This is a genomic window from Mesorhizobium sp. WSM4822, assembly GCF_055811155.1.
The window spans coordinates 482,651-502,111 of record NZ_JBVVQM010000004.1 but is presented as its reverse complement, the minus strand read 5'-3'; the positions used below and the strand labels follow the sequence as shown (position 1 = coordinate 502,111).

Genomic DNA, 19,461 nt, shown 5'->3' with positions numbered 1-19,461 from the left:
CCCCCCCCCCCCCCCCCCCCCCCCCCCCCCCCCCTTTTTTTTTTTAATGATACGGCGACCACCGATATCTACACTCTCTCCGTCGTCGGCAGCGTCAGATGTGTATAAGAGACAGGTGCTGTATAGAGCCCGCCACTCTCAATTCCATTCTCAGACAAGGACGACCCATGGCGCTCGAACGCACATTTTCCATGATCAAGCCGGACGCAACCCGGCGCAATCTCACTGGTGCCATCACCAGGATGCTGGAAGAGGCAGGCCTGCGCGTCATCGCCTCGCGCCGGGTCTGGATGAGCCGCCGCGAAGCGGAAGGCTTCTATGCCGTCCACAAGGACCGCCCCTTCTTCGGCGAACTGGTTGAATTCATGTCGTCGGCACCGACCGTCGTGCAGGTGCTGGAAGGCGAGAACGCCATTGCCAGGAACCGCGAAGTGATGGGCGCCACCAACCCGGCCAACGCCGCCGAAGGCACCATCCGCAAGGTTCACGCGCTGTCGATCGGCGAAAACTCGGTGCACGGCTCCGACGCGCCGGAGACCGCGGCAGAAGAGATCAAGTACTGGTTCTCGGACACCGAGATCGTCGGCTGAGCCGATAATCCAGACCTTGGATTACGTGAAAAGGCCGGCGTTTCGCCGGCCTTTTTCGTCGGGGTCAGCTCGCCGCGCTGAAGCGCAGGATCTCGCGGCCATCCTTGTCGACAATGATGAGCTTTCCGGCATCGACACGGTATGACGCCGCCTTGGCCAACGCATCGAACAGCGCCTTTTCCTCGGCCATCACCTCGGGCGCACAGGCCTTGTAGGTCGAGCCGATGTCCCTGATCGCGATCGTTTGCCCATCGAGTTTGGCGGTGGCGAAGTAGGTGTTGCAGGGGCCGCTGCCGCCCGCCTTGCCGGCCCCGCTGACCCTGAACGTCGCTTGCGGGGCAGCAATAGCGCCGATGCCGTCGATATAGTCGACCAGCCAGAGCTGGTCGAAGACGGAAGCCGTCGGCTCGGCACTCGGGGTGACCATCTTCAGCATGATGGTCTGCGGCACGTCGGCCAACGGATCGACCTGATGGCGCATATCGGAGATGAACAGCAGCTTGTCGTCGACGGTGATGCGGGCTTGCAACGCGTAAGTCATCTGCGACCGGATGACCGAAGGGTCGAATTTGATCTCGAAGCTGATCGGCACCTGGCCTGCCGGCTTTACTTGCTGCTCACCGATGATGGTGGCCGGCGCGTCGGCCAGCGACACGTCCGCCAGCTGGACGGAGAGCACGGCACTGGGCGGCAAGGCAATGCGCTCGCGATAGATCACCTCGCCTCTCACGGCCCTTTCGGCGGCAACAGACTGCTCCGGAACGGCCAATATGCCGACGACCAGAGGCACGAAACCGAAGATCAAGAACTCCGCGATCCTGTCCAGCATGACCATCTCCCTCACCCCGGGCTGCCAATGCCCCGGGCTGCCAATGCCCGGGCTTACCAATCCCGCCAATTGGCCAAAGGATTGCGGTCAATGCATGGCTGCGGCGGATCTTACGGTTTCCAGCGTTGCGCTGCCCTTGCATCGGCTTCCTTGGCCTCGACCCAGCCACCCTCCGAGCCGTCAGCCCGATGCTCCTTCTTCCAGAAAGGCGCGCGCGATTTGAGATAGTCCATCAGAAAATTCGCCGCCTCGAACGCCGCATGGCGATGCGCCGAGGCTGCCACCACCAGCACGATGTTCTCGCCGGGCGCGATCTTCCCGTGGCGGTGGATGGCGGTGAGCCCCTGCAATGGCCAACGCTCGACCGCTTCAACAGCGATGCGGGCGATTTCCGCTTCGGCCATGCCGGGGTAGTGTTCGAGCTCGAGCGCTGAGAGCGCGCCCTGCTCGTCGCGGCAAAGGCCGGAGAAGCTCACCACGGCGCCGATATCGGCGCGGCCTTGCGTCAGTCTGGCGATCTCGGCGGCGACGTCAAAATCCTGGCGCTGAATGCGCACGACAGGCAAGACCGCGCCGCTCATGTCAGCCCCCGGTCATCGGCGGGAACAGCGCGATTTCGCGGGCGCCCGCGATCTTCTCGCGGTGCTCGACATGTTCCTGGTTGATGGCGACGCGGATCACGTCGGGATATTGCAGAGCGTGCTCGTAGCCATCGCCGCGCGATTTCAGCCAGCGCAGGAGATCGGTCACCGTCTCGATGCCCGCAGGCAGGTCGACATCCTCCTCAGCCATGCCGATGCGTTCGCGCACCCAGGCAAAATAGATGAGCCGTGTCGTCATCTCACTCGTCCATGATGTGCTTGAGGCCGGCGCGGAAATAATCGTAGCCGGTGTAGAGCGTGACCAACGCCGCGATCCACAGCAGAACCAGCCCGGTCTGTGTGGTCAGCGGAAAGATCTTGTCGCCGGCCGGTCCGGCCAAGAGGAACGCTATGGCGACCATCTGGATCGCGGTTTTCCATTTTGCCAACTGCGTCACCGGCACCGAGACTTTCAGCGCCGCCAGATACTCGCGCAGGCCCGAAACCAGGATTTCACGGCACAGGATGATGATCGCCGCCCACAACGACCAGCCGGCAATGCCCGCATGGCGATCGGTATCGGCGGCCAGCAGCAGCAGGCATGTGGCGACCAGCAGCTTGTCGGCGATCGGGTCGAGCATCTTGCCGATGTTGGAGGTCTGCTGCCAGGCGCGTGCCAGATAGCCGTCCAGATAATCGGTGATCGAGGCGAGCAGGAAGATGATCAGCGCCGACCAGCGGGCAAAGTCGCTCGACTTCAGATGTCCTTCGAGAAAAAAGCACAGCACCACCAGCGGCACCGCGACGATGCGGGCGTAGGTGAGCATATTGGGCAGGTTGAACGCGCGCTTGGCCATGTCTGGGAAACTCTTTCTGCCTGCCTACTCAAATCAGATGCGAATGTAGGGGGTCAACAGGCCAGATTCGACAGGCCAGATGAAAGTGCCGGATTTTTCAACTCTCGTGGAAATGATTGTAGACCAGTTTCGCCACCTGTTCGGAAATTCCGTCGACTTTCCGCAGATCCTCGATGGCCGCGCGGCTGACCGCCTTGGCGGTGCCGAATGCCAGCAGCAATGCCCGCTTGCGGCCGGGACCGATGCCGCTGATCTCGTCGAGCGGGCTCTTGACCATCTCCTTCTTGCGGCGCGCCCGATGCGAACCGATGGCGAAACGGTGGACCTCGTCGCGCAGGCGCTGGACGAAATAGAGCACGGGATCGCGAACCGGCAGCGAAAACGAGTCCCTGCCTTTGACGAAGAAACGCTCACGGCCGGCATCGCGGTCCTGGCCCTTGGCGATGCCGATGGCCACCACCCGGTCCTCGATGCCGAGATCGGCGAGGATCTTGCGCACCGCAGTCATCTGGCCTTGGCCACCGTCGATCAGGATGACATCGGGCCAGGCCGGGAAGCTGCCGGAGATATCGTCCTCCATATCGTCCGCCGAACCATCAGCCGCATCCCCAGCCGGGACATCGCCATGCTCCTTCAGCAGCCGCGAAAAACGTCGCTCCATCACCTCGCGCATCATGCCGAAATCGTCGCCAGGTGTGATCTCGGTCGAGCGGATGTTGAATTTCCGGTACTGGTTCTTCACGAACCCTTCCGGTCCGGCGACGACCATGGCGCCGACCGCGTTGGTGCCCATGATGTGTGAGTTGTCGTAAACCTCGATGCGCACCGGCGGCTTGGCCAGGCCGAATGTCTCGGCGAAACCCGCAAGCAGGCGTCCCTGGGTGGAGGTTTCAGCCAGCCGGCGTCCGAGCGCTTCGCGGGCATTCTGCAAAGCGTTGTCGGTCAGGTCCTTCTTCTCGCCGCGCTGCGGCACGGAGATCGCGACCTTGCGGCCAGCTCGGGTGGAGAGCGCCTCGGCCAGCAGTTCCTGATCCTCGACGCCATGCGACAGAAGAATGTTCCGCGGCGTCGGCTTGTCGTCATAGAACTGCGCCAGGAACGAACCCAACACCTCGGCTGCTTCCAACGCCGGATCGGCCTTGGGGAAATAGGCGCGGTTGCCCCAGTTCTGGCCGGTGCGGAAGAAGAACACCTGGATGCAGACCTGGCCGCCTTCCTGATGGATGGCGAAGACATCGGCTTCGTCGACGGTCGCCGGATTGATGCCCTGGTGGCTCTGCACATGCGACAGGGCCGCAAGTCGATCGCGATAGATCGCGGCGCGCTCGAAATCGAGAGCTTCCGACGCCTGCTGCATGGCGGCCGAGATTTCCGTCTTCACCTTCTGGCTGCGGCCGGACAAGAAGTCCTTCGCCTCGCCGACCAGTTCCGCATAGTCCTGATGCGAGACCTCGCCGGTGCAGGGACCAGCGCAGCGCTTGATCTGATAAAGCAGGCATGGCCGCGTGCGGTTCTCGTAGAACGAGTTGGTGCAACTCCTGAGCAGGAAGGCGCGCTGCAGGGAGTTGATGGTACGGCCAACGGCACCGGCCGAGGCAAACGGGCCGAAATAATCGCCTTTGCGCGAGCGCGCGCCGCGATGCTTGTAGATGCCCGGCGAGACATGGTCGCCGGTCAAGAGAATGTAGGGAAACGACTTGTCGTCGCGCATCAGGACGTTGAATCGCGGCCGCAAGCGCTTGATAAGGTTGGCTTCGAGCAGCAGCGCTTCGATCTCGGTGCGGGTGACGACGAACTCCATCGTCGACGTCTCACGCACCATGCGGCCGATGCGGGTGGTGTGGAAGCGGCCTTGCGCGTAGTTGGTGACGCGCTTCTTCAGGCTGCGCGCCTTGCCGACATAGAGCACATCGCCGGCAGCGTTCATCATGCGGTAGACGCCGGGCGCGTTGGGAAGCCGCTTGACCAGCGTCTGGATCACCTCGGCGCCGATCATGCCTTCCGCGTCGCCGGCATGCGGTGTCCAGTCGATGGCGGTGAAGGCGACATCGGGGCCGACGGTTTCAACGATCTCCTCGACCGCCTCGTCCTCGAGGTCGATATCGGGGGGCAGATCGTCGGCGCCGCCGCGCGGCGTGCTTTTGTGGTCTACAGGACTCATTCCGTCATGCCTGTCACATCTGGCGTCTGCCATGCAAGATGCTGGCCGCCATCAAGCGCGATCATCTGGCCGGTGACCGAGCGCGCTTCCCAGAGATAGCGGATTGTGGCGCCGAATTCCGGCAATTCCGGGCCGCGCTTGAGGACCAAGCCATCCACCTGTGCGGCAAAATCGCTGTCGTCCTGACGCGCGTTCTTCAGTGTCGGCCCCGGGCCGATGGCATTGACGCGGATGCTGGGGCCGAGCGCTTGCGCCATCATCTGGGTGGCCGTCCACAGCGTCGACTTGGACAGCGCATAGGAGAAGTAGCGCGGCGTCGGACGCCAGACGCGCTGGTCGATCATGTTGACGATCAGGCCCTCCTGCCCTGCCGGCAACGCCCGGGCGAAATTCTGCGCCAGCAGCGCGGGCGCTTTCACATGGACGGCAAAGTGCCGGTCCCAGGCACGCCAGTCGAAATCCAGAACCGAATCGTCCTCGAACAGCGACGCATTGTTGACCAGCAGCGGGATCGGCCCGAGCGCTGCTTGCGCCTGGCCGACGAGATCGTCGACGGCGTCCATATCGGTCAGGTCGGCGGCGACCACGGCGGCGCGGCCACCTCCGGCGATGATTTTGGCAGCCAACGCATCGGCCTCGATGCGCGAGCGGTTGCAGTGGATGGCGACGGCAAAACCGTGCGCGGCGAGATCCTCGACGATCGCCCTGCCGATCCGCCTGGCCCCGCCCGTCACCAGCGCCGTGACAGTGGCTTTGCTCATATGGTGTCAATCCTCAATTTCGGCCCGAAAAAGCGGTGCCGGCGAAATATGGCCCGGCATGCGTTAAATGGTGTTCGCACCTTGGGCAGCATTGTGGCGAAACGGCCGTTTGGACATCCCGGCCCGCCCTGGGCTCGGGCGCGCCCGACCGCAATATAGGGTGCTGGAGTCCTTGCACCAAGCGGTGTGCAGCGCAGCATGGGATGGTTCCTGCCATTTCGCTGTTGCGAAGATGCAACGTCAAGGTTCTGCCTCATTCGTGCCGGGGAATGACCCAAGTTCAGGTTCGCTTCAGCCGCATTTTGACACGACATTTGGAACCGACGAACGCCAGATCCGTTTCACCCCCCGGACGGGTAGATGGCGATCGTGAGAAACAAGCCTGTGTCCTGTGGCTTAAGGAGTAAAGAACAATGCAAGCCAATCTCAAATTCGCACGGCCGCTGGCCGTTGCGCTTGGGCTCTTCGCCCTCAGCGGAACTGCCTATGCTGCTGACGTGGTTTCGGAAGAGCCGCCGGCACCTGCGCCGATCGCTGAACTTCCGGTCGCTTCGTGGGCCGGACCCTACGCCGGTCTCAACGTCGGCTATGGCTTCAGCGGCCATACCAAGGAAAAGGATCTGGGTGTTGACAATGTTGACGTCGGCACGAAGGGTTTCGTCGGCAGCGTCTTCGGCGGCTATCAGTGGCAGCAGGAGAACTTCGTCTACGGCGCTGAGGCCGAACTCGGCTACAACGGCGTCAAGGGCGACGAGAATGGCGTCAATTCCAAGGCTGGCTTCGAAGGTTCGCTGCGTGCCCGTCTTGGCTACGCCGTGACCCCGGAAATCCTGCTCTATGGCACCGGCGGTCTCGCCGGAAGGAGCCTGAAGGTCGAAGACGACGCATACGGTTCGGACCGCGCCACGATGCTCGGCTGGACCGCCGGTCTCGGCACCGACATCAAGCTGACCGACAATGTCTTCGGCCGCGTCGAGTACCGCTACACCGACTTCGGCAGCAAGAGCTTCGACGGTATCGGCAAGGTCAAGGCCACCGACAACCGCGTCACCTTCGGCGTCGGTATGAAGTTCTAAGTCGTTCAAGCCACGACACGAAAAAGCCGGGCCTCGCGCCCGGCTTTTTTTTGTATCTGAGTGATTTTCCCGGTGATCGAATCGATAACCCGGGAAATCAATTCCGGGCAATCGGCTATCAACCAGGAATGCAGGGCTTCAGTTCTGGAAACTTCTCGTCGAAGCGTGCCGCCCATCGCGTCAGCCGGGCGCGACCCTTCTCCCATTTTCCGGCAAAACGCAGCGAGAGATAGCCAAGGCAGGCGCGCAGCGCCATCTGGCCGGCGGTGATCTTCTTCGGCAGCTTCGGCGGGTTGGTATTCAGCAGGTCGAGTGCCGCCGTGATCTTCGCCCACTGGCGATCGAGCCAAGGCTGATAGACCATCTCCTCGGGCCGCGTGCGCCGTTCATAGACCATCGACAGCGCGCAGTCGCAAATGCCGTCGGCCAATGCCTCCAGCACTTCAGCCTCGAGCCGCTTGTCGGGATTGCGTGGAAAAAGCGCGCTCTTCGACAAACGGTTGAGATGCTGGGTGATGGCGCGACTGTCGTGGATGGAGCGGCCGTCGTCGAGCACCAGAACCGGGATCTTGCCGAGCGGGTTGGCGCCGATCAGTTCGGCCGGTTTGTCGTCCGTTTTGACCGCCACCGTTTCGATGTCGATGCCGGCATAGGCGGCTGCCATGCGCACTTTGGAACTGTAGGGAGAGGAGGACGCATAGAGCAGTCTGGGCATGATCGGTTTCCTGTTTTGCAGGCCGGCAGTGTTGACCGATCAAGCGCGATCGAGCAATGGCCAGAAGCGGAAAACCCGGCCGCCAGCGAGCGGACTCATCGGCCGGGGCCGTTTGGCGAGCGCTCCATGAAGACGGTGCTTCATCACATAGTCGCCGAGTTGCCAGAATCGCAGGGATCACTCAGCCGACAGCCATGACCGAAGGGCCTCGCGCCGATATTTCATCAAGCGCATGAATGGCACAAAAAGCCCCACCGGACTCCGCCCTATGGCGAAGTCCTGGGAGCTGCGAAAAGATATCCTCCGTCCGCCTCTGTTCTCGCCTTCCGACTGCCAAACAACGAACGGGGCGCCTGTCAGGCACCCGCCCTTGACTGTTTCGGCACCACCCCCGGCGAGGGAAGACGCGACTACTTCTTGCCGGCCTTCGCGGGTGCTGCCTTCGGCTTGGCCGCAGGTGCCGCTTTCTTCACCGGTGCTGAAGATTTCGCTGCCGCAGCCTTCTTTGCCGGAGCAGCCTTCGCAGCCGGCTTCTTGGCCGGTGCAGCCTTGGCAGGTGCAGCCTTGGCAGCCGGTTTTTTTGCAGGTGCTGCCTTCTTCGCTGCGGGTTTCGCCGCAGCCTTCGCTGCAGGCTTCTTGGCTGGTGCCGCCTTCGCCGCCGGCTTTGCCGCTGCCTTGGCGGGTGCTGCTTTCTTCACTGCCGGTTTCGCAGCAGCTTTCGCTGCCGGCTTCTTGGCCGGTGCTGCTTTTGCCTTGGCCGCCGCGGCCTTCGGCTTGGCAGCGGGTGCTGCTTTCTTCACTGCAGCTGCGACCTTCGCCGTCGCTGCTTTTGCGGGTGCTTTCTTTGCCGGTGCCTTCGACGCCGGCGCTTTGGATGACTGCTTAGCCATGCGATGCCCCTTCCGTTGTGCCGACGGCCGTAATGACCCGGCGCGCTCATGCATATCTGACTCGCGGCTTGCTAGCCAGCGAAGCAATAGACTGATTTTCGCAACTTAACTTTCGGTTACGATCGGCACATGATCGTGCTGATCGTCGCAGAAATTCACTGCTGATCTTCGACCATCGGCTAGAATGTGTCGCCGACATTCTCCACACTCCGCGGGGGCGCTCTTCTCGTGAAGCTCCGAAGATCAGCGAACAGCTTTGCGTGTCGATCTTCGTTCGCCAATATCATGACCACAGCCTCAGCGGTGCGATCATCTCATGCAGGCGGACGATCTATACTGCAATGCGACAGCCGGCCAACGCATCACCTTGTCAAGCGCGATCGCAGACCCGATTGCTCGTGAATTGACAGACTACTCTATATGGCAGAGTATTCTGCACGGCATGCCGGAGTACTTCGATGTCCATCGCACAGGGGCAAATGGCGCTGTCGCCGTTCGAGATTGCCAAGACGGTCCGCCACGGCGGCGGCATGGTTGTCGGTGGCCTCCGGCTTGGCTGCACCGGAGCCGATCGATGAGTGCCGACGAAATCATCCACCAGAGCACTCGGCTCAGGATCATGGCCGCGCTGAACATGCTGGAAAGACGCCAAACGCTGGACTTCACCGGGCTGAAGGCCATCGTGGACGTCACCGACGGCAATCTCGGCGCGCATCTCGATACGCTGGCCAGGGCCGGTTATGTCGACATCGAAAAGCTGTTCGTCGGCCGCCGACCGCAGACGCGCGTCAAGGCGACGACCAACGGACGGCGCGCGTTCCGCGGCCACGCCGCATTCCTGCGCAAAATCATCGATCAGGCGATGCCGCGCAGGAAATAGCGTGGCGACTGGGCAATCCGCTCAGGCAACAACGGCAACGCCGGCGCCGATCATCACACCGCCCGCCGCGCGGTTCACCCGGCGTACGATCCCTGGCGTGCGCAACAAGCTGCGGGCGCGACCGGCGAGGATGACATGACCGCCGATCACCACCACTTCAACGGCCAGGATCACCATCATCAGCACACCAAGATGAGCAGCATTGAGCGATGCGCCGACGACGTTAGGCAACAACGCAACGTAGAACAACGGCATCTTCGGATTGCCAAGATTGAGCGCGACGCCGGTGGCAAAAATCGTCAGCAGCCCTCGCCGTCCTGAGACGGGCTGCAGTCCAGAATCTTCGCGATCCGCATTTCCGTCATGGCTGATAGCCGAGGCAGATGGCGCCGAGCGCGACGATAGCGCAGGCGCCGACCCGGCGTGGCGTCAGCATCTCGCCGAGGAACAGGCGTCCGATGAAGGCCGCGAAGACGACGCTGGTTTCGCGGATCGCAGTGATCGGACCTGCTGGTCCGAGCGCGAAGGCCGCGACCACGACACCGTAGGCCAGAAGTGCAAACAGGCCTCCGCCCAGCGCCTTCCAGGTTTCAGGCGCGCGCAGGTCGACAATGAGCCGGCCACGGCAGGCGACGAAGGCCGCCGGCAGCAACGCGCCGTAAATCAGCAGGACCCATGCGGTGTAGGCGCCGGCATTTCCCGCCGCCCGAACGCCGAGCGCATCGACCGTCGCATAGGCGGCGATGATCGCTCCCGTTGCCAATGCATAGAATATCGATGTCGTGGCGGCCCTGCCCCGTCCGAGTGAAAGGCCCATGATGCCGCCAGCGACCAGCGCGACGCCGACGGTCTGCGGCACAGTGAGCTGCTGGTTGGCCAGGAAGAACCCGCCGAGCGTGACAAGCAGCGGCACGCTGCCGCGAACGATCGGATAGACCTGCCCCAGTTCGCCATATCTGTAGGCGGCCACGAGAAACAAGGTGTAGCCAACCTGCAGACAGGCCGAGAGCACGATATAGGACCAGGCCGGCGCGGCCGGAAGGTCGTGGAAGAAGGCGAAGGGGATGGCGAGCGCCGTGCTTGAAAAGCTCATGACGGTGACGGTCCACAACCTGTCGGCCCCCGTGCGCAGGAACGCGTTCCAGCTTGCGTGCAGGATCGCCGCAAACAATGCGAGCCCGATGACCAGCGGGCTCATTGCGGCCGGCGCGAGGCGGCGACGATGCCCATGGCCGCCTTGCGGGCGTCGCGAATGGCGGCTTCGGCCTGCCCCATCTGCGCCAGCAAGGTCGCACCTTCGATCAGCATAAGCAGCGTCGCCGCCACGCTCTCGGCGCGGCCGCGCGGCATCATCTCTTCGAGGATAGACTGCATGCGCCGCTTGAGGCCGTTCTTCTGCCTGACAACGGCCTCGAAAATCGGATGCCCGGGATCGCCGAACTCGGCCAGCGCATGTGCGAACAGACAGCCATGGAAATCCGGGCTGCGGAACCAGCGTGCATGCCAGTCGAAGATTTTTCCGATTTTCTGCTCCGGCGGAACGTCCTCCTGGGCGAGCCGGTCGAGTTGGCGGTCGAAACGCATAGCGCGATAGTCGAGCACCTCGACGATCAGTTCGTCCTTGCTGGGAAAGTGGCGATACATCGTCATCTTGGCCACATCGGCTTCGGCGATGATCCGGTCGATACCGGTGGCATGGAAGCCGGCGCGCTTGAACAGCACGTAGGCCGTGTCAACGACGTGTTGGCGCTTGCCGGAAGCGGACGACGGCGTCATGGAGGTTACCTAGTAGTGAGACAGGTCTGTCTCGCCTGTATGCGATGGATCGAACCTGCTGTCAACGGCACGAAAAAACGCCTGCGGCCGATCAGGCCACAGGCGCGAAAGAGATTGGAAGGGGAAACCGGGTCTAGCGCAGAATGCGGCAGCGGCCGTTGTAGACCATCCAGCGGTCGAAGCCCGAGACGCAGAATTCGACATTGTCGCCGATCGAGGCAAAGCCCTGGCCTTCCTCGATCAGGTACCAGATGGTGCGATCGCGGCCGTCGGACAGGCTGACGGTGGCGCCGCAATAACGGCGACCGATCGGCCAGGTATCGTTGGCCGCCAGATAGCGATGCTGGTGGATGCGCCGGAAATCGGTGATCTGCACGTCAGGCAGATGCGGCACGTGATGCACCTGATAGGAAAAGCGGCTGGTGATCTTGTTCAGTACCCAGGGCTGACCGCAGACCCCGCTGTCTTCATCGGAATAGACCGTAAGATCGGCGGCCTGCACGGTCTGAGTGATACCGAGAGGCGCAGCAAGCGGGGTGAAGAGCGAAATCAGGGCGGCAAGGGCGGATTTGGCGAAGCGAGTCATGGCAGCCTCTCAAGGTCGATTGCGCGCACTGTGCGGATTCGCTCGGCGGCGGTCAAGCGGTTGCGTTGACAATGGTTTCCCAGTTTGAAACCGCTTTTTGACCAAAGCCGAATTTGCACGCACCGGAATGGCTCTGGCACGTTCATATCCAGACCCAAGAGCACGCGGTCCCCGGGTCGTCGATGAGACCGCCTCAAGCCTGCTCGCCGGCCAGCCATTCCAGCGACCAGTGCGCCGGCCGCCCCACCGCAAGCAGCCTGTGCAGGGCCGGCAGCAGCGTCCGCAACTCGCCCTCCAGCGTGAACGGCGGGTTGACGACCAGCAGACCGCTGCCGTCGAGGCTGGGTTCCGAAGAGGCCGGCCTGATCTCGAACTCGATATCGAGCAGCTTCGGAATGCCGGATTGCTTCAGCGCCTTGCGGAAGGCGATGATCGCCTTGCGGTCCTTGATCGGATACCAGAGCGCGTAGATGCCGCCGGGCCACCGCTTGTGCGCCCTTATCAGCCCGTCGACGAGGCGTTCGAACTCACCCGCTTCCTCGAATGGCGGATCGATGAGGACAAGGCCGCGCTTTTCCTTCGGCGGCAGATGCGCGCCGAGCGCCAGCCAGCCATCGAGCTCGATGATCCGGGCCTGGAAATCGCCGGCAAAGAACGTCCTCAGCCTCGCGGCATCATTGGGGTGCAGCTCGATCGCCGTCAGCCGATCCTGCTTGCGCATGAGATGGCGCGCAATCAACGGCGAGCCGGGGTACTTCTGGATGCCACCCTCGGGGTTGAGCGACCGTATAGTCTCCAGATAAGGCGCGAGCAGCGCCGCCACCGGAGCGGCGAACGGGGCATCGATCAGCCTGCCGATGCCGCCTTGCCACTCACCCGTCTTCTGCGCCTCGGCGGACGACAGGTCGTAGCGGCCGATGCCGGCATGGGTGTCGACGACCCGAAACGCCTTATCCTTCTGCTTCAGATACTCGAGCAAGCGCGTCAGCACGACATGCTTGACGACGTCAGCGAAATTCCCGGCATGATAGGCGTGGCGGTAGTTCATGGTTTTGTGCCGTTATGCATGTCGTTGTCCCAAAACCGCTGCACACTTTTGGGCGACATGCATCAGCCCCTGCCCCAACGCGGCGGTGGCGGCTGCGAGTTCGGATTTTCTGGCCGGCCGCCACGAGTGCGCAAAGTCAGCAAGAATCCGATCAGGCCGATCGCCATCAGCGCGAAGCCGACCGGCCGTGCACGGCTGTCGATCTCGCCGGCGCCGGAGCGCAGGATGAGATCGACCGCCCGCATCGGTATGTCGTCGGCATCACCCGCTCCAACGGTGAAGGTATAGGGGCCCGGACTGACGGTCGCGATCACGCCGGCCTCGTCGCGAAAGATCTTGTCGGGCAGTTGCGGACTGACCTGGCGAGGGTTGTCGGAATGGTTGAACTGCAGCGTCGAGGCGAGCACCGTGCGGCCATTGCTTGCAGCGGTCAGCGTCAGCACGGTGCGCTGCTGCGAAACGATGCGCTCTGCTCTTGCGGTCAGGTCGACCAGCACCCGCACCGGCGCGTCGCGGCCGGAGAGCGGCACCGTCAGCGGCTTGAAGCGGCCCTGCTCATAGACCCGCCAGGTGCCGATCTCATGGCCGGAGAAGTTGCTCATCGCCCAGGGATAGACGACACCGATGCCGGCGCCGACGAGCAGGATCAGGACAAACAGAAAGCGCATTCAGATCACCATGGCGTATCGTGACCTTGCCAATAGCGCCCCGACGGCCAAAAGGCGATGGCCAGTTGCGGGCAGCCACCTGGAGGTGGGCCGTGCGGGTGCGAGCGCAACCAGATTGGCGGCGTGGCCGCGCAACAATTCAAGGTTCTACCTATGCGCTCAAAAATTAAGCCGAGTATTTCGCGCGCTGCGCTGACATCGCTGTCGGCTCATTCTCGGCCGTCCTTGCTGTCAAGTTTCGATTCTACCTCAGGGGACAGCTTCCGCGTCCGGTCATACATTGTCGTCGATCGAGCCAATATGCTGATTAGTAAAGAGGATTTTCCGTACGCGCCATGTTTCAGCCCGAGAGACCGTCGCCCCCTCATGTTAACCATCCGCGAGCGCACTTGGTTAAGAAATCACTAATTTAGTTGACTATAATTTCCACAGGTATATTTTCGATATGTTGGGATGTGCAATTTGGGCGAGCAATCGGCGATGGTGACACCGAGCGGGTGACCGCGTTTTCGGGGCGCAGAGAATGCTGAGCGGCAGCACGGAGGTCGTGTAGTCGTACCAGCTTCGCGAAAGCCAAAGAACAATTAACGCACATCAGTGATGGCGATTCCGCAGACGCGGAGGTTTGCCACGTTCTCAGGAACGTGGCCGGGCGATGCTTTGTCCCGGCCCCGGCGGTAGCGTGTGCGGTGCGTGCGAGGAAAGCATGGGTAAGCTTGTCAAGGTTCTGAAACTGGAATCCGGCAGCCAAAGGGGCGCCAACCAAAGCCGACGACGCGCCCTTGTCGCCGGAGGAGCGGGTTTTTTAGGATCGCATCTGTGCGAACGTCTTTTGCGGGACGGATACGACGTTGTCGCGCTGGACAATTTCCACACCGGCAAAAGATACAATCTCAATACCCTTCTGCGTAATCCGAGCTTCACCTGCATCGAGCATGACATCGTCGATGCACTGCCTTCGGATCTTCAGTGCGACGAGATCTACAATCTCGCCTGCCCCGCCTCTCCGCCGCACTACCAGGCAGACCCGATCCACACCTTCAAGACAAGCGTGCTTGGATCGCTGAACCTTCTGGAACTCGCGCGACAGAACAAGGCCAAGATATTCCAGGCCTCTACGTCCGAAGTCTATGGCGATCCCTTCGTGCATCCACAGCCCGAGAGCTACTTCGGCAACGTCAACACGCACGGACCGCGTTCCTGCTATGATGAAGGCAAGCGCTCGGCCGAAACCCTGTTCTTCGATTATTCGAGAACCTATGGCCTCGATATCCGTGTCGCCCGCATTTTCAACACCTACGGGCGTCGCATGCAGCCCGACGATGGGCGCGTGGTTTCGAACTTCATCGTCCAGGCGCTGCGCGGCGAGGACCTGACCGTCTATGGCAGCGGCCAGCAGACGCGCTCCTTCTGCTATGCCGACGACCTGATCGAGGGCTTTGTCCGGCTGATGAACGCGCCGAGCGCGCCCACCCACCCGGTCAATCTCGGCAACCCTGCCGAATTCACCATCATGGAACTGGCGACGCTGGTCGTCGATTACACCAACGCCCGATCGAAGATCGTGCATCGGCCGCTGCCCGTCGACGACCCCAGGCAGCGCAAGCCGGACATCTCTTTTGCCAAGGCCAATCTCGGCTGGGAGCCGAAAATCAGCTTGAGCCAGGGGCTCGCGCGTACCGTCGAGTATTTTGACACCCTGCTCTACGGAAACCGCATTGCCAGAGGAGCTGCCGCCTCATGAGCCGGCCGGCAGTCCTGGTGACGGGTGGAGCCGGCTTCATCGGCAGCCACACCTGCAAGCAGTTGGCCTCCGCCGGCTACATGCCGGTGGTTTTCGACAATCTGAGCCGCGGCAACGAGAGGTCCGTCGCCTGGGGTCCGCTTGTCGTCGGCGATATCCGGGATCGGGATGCATTGAAGGGGGCGATGGAAACGCACCGGCCGACGGCTGTGATCCATTTTGCGGCGCTGGCCTATGTCGGAGAGTCCGTTCGCGAGCCGGCCGAATATTATTCAACCAATGTGACAGGCACCATCGCGGTGCTCGATGCCGCACGCGCTTGTTCGGTCGAAAACATCATCTTCTCCAGCAGCTGTGCGACGTACGGCGTGCCGGAAGCGTTACCCGTTCGCGAGACCTCCTCGCAAAATCCGATCAGCCCTTACGGGCGCTCCAAGCTGATGGGCGAACAGATCATCGGCGACTATGCTTCCGCGTATGGAATGAAATTTGCTATCCTGCGCTATTTCAACGCTTGTGGCGCCGATCCCGACGGCGAGCTTGGTGAGTGGCATTCGCCGGAAACCCACCTGGTTCCCAGAGTGCTCATGGCCGCATCGGGCATCATCGACGCGATCGAGGTTTTCGGCACCGACTACGACACGTCGGACGGCACTTGTGTAAGGGATTATATCCACGTCACCGATCTGGCCCGCGCCCACCTGAAAGCGCTCATGCATCTCGAGGGTGGCGGGCGAAGCCTGGCGGTCAATCTCGGCACCGGGCGGGGCGTCTCCATCAAGGAAATCGTCAAGGCGGTCGGCCGAATGACGTCAAGACCGGTCCCGGCAGTGTTCAGAAGCCGGCGCCCCGGAGATCCGGCGGAGCTCTACGCCGATCCGGGAAGCGCACGCGAACATCTTGGCTTTGTGCCGGAACTTTCAGACATCGATACGATTGTCAGGACAGCCGCTCCTTTTTTCGGACTGAAGACCAGGCCAATGAAACTGCCGCCAGCCAGGGCGGCAACGTCGGTCGCCGCTCGACGGGTCAGAGATAGCGGGGGCGACAGCTCGCGCGCTGGCCAAACCCGCTAGGGCTGCAGATATAAGGCGAGCCGCCGGAGAACGTGCCGCCATCGCCAGGATTGAACGAGATTTTCACCGGCGCCGGCGTGCTGGCTCTGATCCGTTGCGGTGGTGCAAAGGCGTAGGCACTTTCGGTTCCTGTTGTGCTTGTCATCTGGATCGGAAGGTCGGCCCGGAGCGAGCGCACGAGAAATCCGGCCTGCACGGGCTGGACCGCGGGCTGGCTGCGGATGGCGTGGACCACAGGCTTGACGAGGACCGAATTGGTTTCGGTCGCATCCATACTCTGACAGCCTGCAACCACAGAGATCATCGCCGCGGCCGCAACGATAGCCACGATATTTTTAATAAATATGATATTTTTGCTTGGGTTGACTGCACCCATCGCTGAATTGTTCATCATGTGTCCCTTGCTATCAAGTATAAGCCAAGGGCGCATCGCGACATACTATGCTTCGCCGCTCTCACGCCGCATGAGTGACCACTCGCACATCACACGTCAATATTAGACATCACTAATTATTAAATTTCATCAAAACCGTATGGTAGGGCCCATCGTCTCGTCGTTCTGTCAGATAAAGTTGAATGTCATCAACCAACGATCGGCGCACCGACGGCTCCAGCCGAACTGCTTGGTGTCCTACCATAAGCGATTCGCCAGATCCCTGACAGGTGCCTTGCAACGCAGTCCGCTCTCGAAAGCGGGATTGAGTGGTTTTGTTCAACTCGTCAGGATGGGTCGGTTGCGCAACCTAATTTTTGGAATCGACCAGCTTGCGGGTCTCTTCGAACTGCGCGCTCTTCGGGTTGCCCACTTCGAATTTCCGGTATTCGTCGGAAGTATCCTCGGGAGATCGCTTGAAACTGTACCATTCCCCATCCGGATCCTCGCGTTTCTCGATGTTCCCGCCCTGAATCCGGTGGCTGTAGCAGGTGCGTTTTTGCTTGCCGGTGTAGCCCTTCGACCGCCAGGCGAGTTCCATGCACATCTTACCGTTGCTGGTGACCAGCCATCTGCCCGCCGCGAAAGATGCCGTGTCCGGCCCGGACGTCCAGGCCTCGAGGCGTCGATTGCCCTGTGCGAAATAGGCTGCTCCGTTTTTCCACACCCATGTGCGATCGGCGTAAAGAAGCGACAGCTCGTAGGCAGTCGGAACGGTGGCGACAACCGCTTGCGCCGGTCCGCTGTCTTTGGCGGCAGCCGCGTGCGCTGTTCCCGAAAGCGCCGTCTGGCCGCAGAGAGCCAGGAGAAACATAAGCTGCGTGCAACTTGCGAACCGACGGGGTCTGTGTTGCCGACGGTCGACGCAAAGCGGCGGCAATCTGGTCAGATCTGTCGGTACAATTGGCGTGCGCATGCCTGTTTGGCCCAAGGTAGCACTATCAGCGCTCTGACAGCCTAGGAAACTATTTAACAGTCGCGAGAACGGTGATGTCAACCTTCGCCAAGCGGATAAACAACAACTATTCGAGACACACGCAGCCGCAATCGTCAAAATTAAGAATTGCGTCGTATATTCCTCCACCTCCGACAATCGCGCTCAAAAGCAACATCCGCAGACGTTAGGGAGGACGCGGTTTCAAATGACGGACGACCCGGAGTTGAATCAGGCCGAAGGTCAGCAATACCTGCAGTCAAGCGACCGGGAGATGGCTGCTAGCAGCACCCTGAGCCCCAACATGGCGATATTGCTGGGCATCCTGTTCATTGCGGTCGTGTTCAGGTTCCACAACATCACCTTGCCACTCGTCGATGCCTTCAGCTGGCGCGAGGTAAGCACGGCAATGATGGCCGACAATTTCCAGCAGCGCAGCTGGAACATCTTCTTTCCGGAGGTCAGCTGGACCGGACCCGGGCCAAGTTATCAGGGCCGCGAGTTCCAGATCGTCAGCTATCTGACCGCCCTGCTCTATCAACTCTTCGGCTGGCACGACTGGTTCGGCCGCATGGTAGCGGCCTTCTTCGGTCTGGTGACGGTGTTTTCGCTGCACAGGCTAACGGCGTTATGCTGGGACGAGACCCACGCTCACGCCGCAGCACTTGCCTACGCGCTGATGCCGGCGGCGATCATGATCGACAGCTCGTTTCTTCCCGATCCCGCGATGCTGGCCCTGGTGACGCTCGGCGTCTGGCTGTTCGCGAAATACTGGGCCGGCGGCAGCGGCTGGCTCCTGCCGCTTGCCACGGCGAGCTTCTCGCTCGGCGTGCTGGCAAAGCCGCCGGGCCTCGCCGCCGGCGCCGTCATCTTCTACCTCATGGTTTCCTGGGTTCTTGAGAACAAGCGAAAGCAGGCGGCCAAGGTCTTCCTGTTGGGGCTTTTGAGCTTGGCCATCATCGGCGCCTATTTCAGCTGGGCCATTTATCTCGGCCGCAGCTATCCGCCGTTTCATGTCGCGGGCAGCGGCTATATCTGGGATTCCGGTTTCTGGACATTCTTCAGGAACAGCTTCTACTTCAAATCCGTATGGAACACCTCAGTCTGGTGGTTCTACGGCTATCCGTTCATGGTGCTGATCGCGATCGGCTTCTGGCTGCCGCCCAGACCCGTCGAAGACCCCAAGCAACGCACTCTTTCGGCCATCCCTTATGTTTGGCTGGCTGCGGCCATCGTCATCTATCTGGCGGCAGCGCGCGAGATCACCAGCAATCCCTGGAATTACCACATCTTCCATGTGCCATTCGCGATGTTCTGCGGCCGCGGCGCGTTTCTCCTGGCAACGCTTGCATCGGGACCCGTTTTGTCCCCGGCGGTCGTGCTGCGCGCGATCTGCATCGCGGCCGTCACGCTGGTCTGGTCGACTTTTCCCCTTGTCAGGACAATGAAGACGCCGATCGCCATGAATGGCAAGCTGCTTGGCGACGAACTGGCGCGGTTAGCGCAGCCGGGCGACCTCGTCGTCGCCATTGCGCCCGAGGTCGGCGATCCCGTCGCCGTCTACTACAGCAGAGCGCGCGGCTGGGTGTTCCCGCCTGGCGGCGGCGATGTCGAATGGTCGAAATTCGTAGCGGACGATGCCACCGCGATCGCGCAGCTCGAGGAATTGCGCGCGCAAGGCGCGGACCTGTTCGGCACGGCCAAGAACGCCGCCGACAAGCAGGACCGGCTGTTCCTCGAGCATCATGACGGGGTCATCGACTATCTCGACAAGACCGCAACCAAGCTTGTGGATTCGGACGATTTGCTGGTCTATAGGATCAGCCGTCCATAGAACCGCGACAGTCTGGGGCTGT

General features: G+C 61.7%; 21 protein-coding genes and 1 pseudogene. 7 read left to right on the top strand and 15 right to left on the bottom strand.

Annotation, left to right across the window (positions count from 1 at the left end; genetic code table 11):
- Positions 1 to 167: 167 nt before the first annotated feature.
- Positions 168 to 590 (top strand): nucleoside-diphosphate kinase, encoded by a 423-nt coding sequence (ndk, locus tag AC0L3E_RS13080; protein WP_013532476.1) that lies wholly within the window; start codon positions 168 to 170, stop codon positions 588 to 590.
- A 64-nt stretch (positions 591 to 654) separates the two neighbouring features.
- Here ndk and AC0L3E_RS13075 read toward each other — a convergent pair whose 3' ends face one another.
- The 6 genes from AC0L3E_RS13075 to AC0L3E_RS13050 all read right to left on the bottom strand — a co-directional run bounded on the left by AC0L3E_RS13075 (position 655) and on the right by AC0L3E_RS13050 (position 5,779).
- The gene (locus tag AC0L3E_RS13075; protein WP_128310011.1) at positions 655 to 1,419 is read right to left on the bottom strand and encodes a YbaY family lipoprotein; all 765 of its coding nucleotides are present in this window, start codon (positions 1,417 to 1,419) and stop codon (positions 655 to 657) included.
- Positions 1,420 to 1,529: 110 nt separating this feature from the next.
- A complete protein-coding gene (locus tag AC0L3E_RS13070) occupies positions 1,530 to 2,000 on the bottom strand; it encodes a molybdenum cofactor biosynthesis protein MoaE (RefSeq protein WP_473604908.1) in 471 nt (156 codons plus the stop codon).
- Between the two features lies 1 nt (position 2,001).
- Positions 2,002 to 2,259, bottom strand: coding sequence for a molybdopterin converting factor subunit 1 (moaD, locus tag AC0L3E_RS13065; RefSeq protein WP_127267618.1), 258 nt, complete (start codon positions 2,257 to 2,259; stop codon positions 2,002 to 2,004).
- A gap of 1 nt (position 2,260) precedes the next feature.
- The gene (pgsA, locus tag AC0L3E_RS13060) at positions 2,261 to 2,857 is read right to left on the bottom strand and encodes a CDP-diacylglycerol--glycerol-3-phosphate 3-phosphatidyltransferase (RefSeq protein WP_023673449.1); all 597 of its coding nucleotides are present in this window, start codon (positions 2,855 to 2,857) and stop codon (positions 2,261 to 2,263) included.
- A gap of 97 nt (positions 2,858 to 2,954) precedes the next feature.
- Positions 2,955 to 5,018 carry an excinuclease ABC subunit UvrC gene (gene uvrC / locus AC0L3E_RS13055; RefSeq protein WP_256745624.1) on the bottom strand — a complete coding sequence of 688 codons (2,064 nt, stop codon included), beginning with the start codon at positions 5,016 to 5,018 and terminating at the stop codon, positions 2,955 to 2,957.
- A complete protein-coding gene (locus AC0L3E_RS13050; protein ID WP_256745625.1) occupies positions 5,015 to 5,779 on the bottom strand; it encodes an SDR family oxidoreductase in 765 nt (254 codons plus the stop codon). Before AC0L3E_RS13050 ends, uvrC begins: the two co-directional genes overlap by 4 nt.
- A gap of 413 nt (positions 5,780 to 6,192) precedes the next feature.
- On the opposite strand from AC0L3E_RS13050, the gene AC0L3E_RS13045 reads away from it, so the two are divergent.
- On the top strand, positions 6,193 to 6,855 hold the full coding sequence (locus tag AC0L3E_RS13045) for an outer membrane protein (RefSeq protein WP_292567147.1): 663 nt from the start codon (positions 6,193 to 6,195) through the stop codon (positions 6,853 to 6,855).
- Between the two features lie 118 nt (positions 6,856 to 6,973).
- Here AC0L3E_RS13045 and AC0L3E_RS13040 read toward each other — a convergent pair whose 3' ends face one another.
- Entirely contained in the window at positions 6,974 to 7,570 is a 597-nt protein-coding gene (locus AC0L3E_RS13040) for a glutathione S-transferase family protein (protein WP_473604907.1), read from the bottom strand.
- Positions 7,571 to 7,987: 417 nt separating this feature from the next.
- On the opposite strand from AC0L3E_RS13040, the gene AC0L3E_RS13035 reads away from it, so the two are divergent.
- Together AC0L3E_RS13035 and AC0L3E_RS13030 are read left to right on the top strand one after the other, a co-directional pair.
- Positions 7,988 to 8,569, top strand: a complete 582-nt coding sequence (locus AC0L3E_RS13035; RefSeq protein ID WP_256745626.1) for a hypothetical protein — start codon at positions 7,988 to 7,990, stop codon at positions 8,567 to 8,569.
- Positions 8,570 to 9,034: 465 nt separating this feature from the next.
- A complete protein-coding gene (locus tag AC0L3E_RS13030; protein ID WP_473604906.1) occupies positions 9,035 to 9,340 on the top strand; it encodes a transcriptional regulator in 306 nt (101 codons plus the stop codon).
- A 21-nt stretch (positions 9,341 to 9,361) separates the two neighbouring features.
- Here AC0L3E_RS13030 and AC0L3E_RS13025 read toward each other — a convergent pair.
- From AC0L3E_RS13025 to AC0L3E_RS13000, 6 genes and pseudogenes are all read right to left on the bottom strand, one after another.
- Positions 9,362 to 9,673, bottom strand: a pseudogene (locus AC0L3E_RS13025) (LysE family translocator); the annotation flags it as partial.
- Positions 9,674 to 9,701: 28 nt separating this feature from the next.
- Entirely contained in the window at positions 9,702 to 10,538 is an 837-nt protein-coding gene (locus AC0L3E_RS13020) for an EamA family transporter (RefSeq protein WP_473604905.1), read from the bottom strand.
- The gene (locus AC0L3E_RS13015; RefSeq protein WP_473604904.1) at positions 10,535 to 11,116 is read right to left on the bottom strand and encodes a TetR/AcrR family transcriptional regulator; all 582 of its coding nucleotides are present in this window, start codon (positions 11,114 to 11,116) and stop codon (positions 10,535 to 10,537) included. Before AC0L3E_RS13015 ends, AC0L3E_RS13020 begins: the two co-directional genes overlap by 4 nt.
- 133 nt (positions 11,117 to 11,249) lie before the next feature.
- The gene (locus tag AC0L3E_RS13010; protein ID WP_127268684.1) at positions 11,250 to 11,702 is read right to left on the bottom strand and encodes a hypothetical protein; all 453 of its coding nucleotides are present in this window, start codon (positions 11,700 to 11,702) and stop codon (positions 11,250 to 11,252) included.
- A 193-nt stretch (positions 11,703 to 11,895) separates the two neighbouring features.
- Positions 11,896 to 12,750 carry a 23S rRNA (adenine(2030)-N(6))-methyltransferase RlmJ gene (locus AC0L3E_RS13005; RefSeq protein ID WP_473604903.1) on the bottom strand — a complete coding sequence of 285 codons (855 nt, stop codon included), beginning with the start codon at positions 12,748 to 12,750 and terminating at the stop codon, positions 11,896 to 11,898.
- A gap of 62 nt (positions 12,751 to 12,812) precedes the next feature.
- Positions 12,813 to 13,418, bottom strand: coding sequence for a hypothetical protein (locus AC0L3E_RS13000; RefSeq protein ID WP_128310088.1), 606 nt, complete (start codon positions 13,416 to 13,418; stop codon positions 12,813 to 12,815).
- Positions 13,419 to 14,124: 706 nt separating this feature from the next.
- On the opposite strand from AC0L3E_RS13000, the gene AC0L3E_RS12995 reads away from it, so the two are divergent.
- Together AC0L3E_RS12995 and galE are read left to right on the top strand one after the other, a co-directional pair.
- Positions 14,125 to 15,162 (top strand): UDP-glucuronic acid decarboxylase family protein, encoded by a 1,038-nt coding sequence (locus AC0L3E_RS12995; protein ID WP_127270640.1) that lies wholly within the window; start codon positions 14,125 to 14,127, stop codon positions 15,160 to 15,162.
- On the top strand, positions 15,159 to 16,238 hold the full coding sequence (gene galE, locus AC0L3E_RS12990) for a UDP-glucose 4-epimerase GalE (RefSeq protein ID WP_473604902.1): 1,080 nt from the start codon (positions 15,159 to 15,161) through the stop codon (positions 16,236 to 16,238). The genes AC0L3E_RS12995 and galE overlap by 4 nt, the downstream gene beginning before the upstream one ends.
- On the opposite strand, the gene AC0L3E_RS12985 is transcribed toward galE, so the two are convergent.
- Both AC0L3E_RS12985 and AC0L3E_RS12980 read right to left on the bottom strand, forming a co-directional pair.
- Positions 16,192 to 16,632: a hypothetical protein gene (locus tag AC0L3E_RS12985; RefSeq protein ID WP_473604901.1), complete on the bottom strand. Its 441-nt coding sequence runs from the start codon at positions 16,630 to 16,632 to the stop codon at positions 16,192 to 16,194. The genes galE and AC0L3E_RS12985 overlap by 47 nt on opposite strands.
- A 349-nt stretch (positions 16,633 to 16,981) precedes the next feature.
- A complete protein-coding gene (locus AC0L3E_RS12980) occupies positions 16,982 to 17,485 on the bottom strand; it encodes a DUF995 domain-containing protein (protein WP_473604900.1) in 504 nt (167 codons plus the stop codon).
- A gap of 328 nt (positions 17,486 to 17,813) precedes the next feature.
- On the opposite strand from AC0L3E_RS12980, the gene AC0L3E_RS12975 reads away from it, so the two are divergent.
- Entirely contained in the window at positions 17,814 to 19,439 is a 1,626-nt protein-coding gene (locus tag AC0L3E_RS12975) for an ArnT family glycosyltransferase (protein WP_352584842.1), read from the top strand.
- Positions 19,440 to 19,461: the final 22 nt, after the last annotated feature.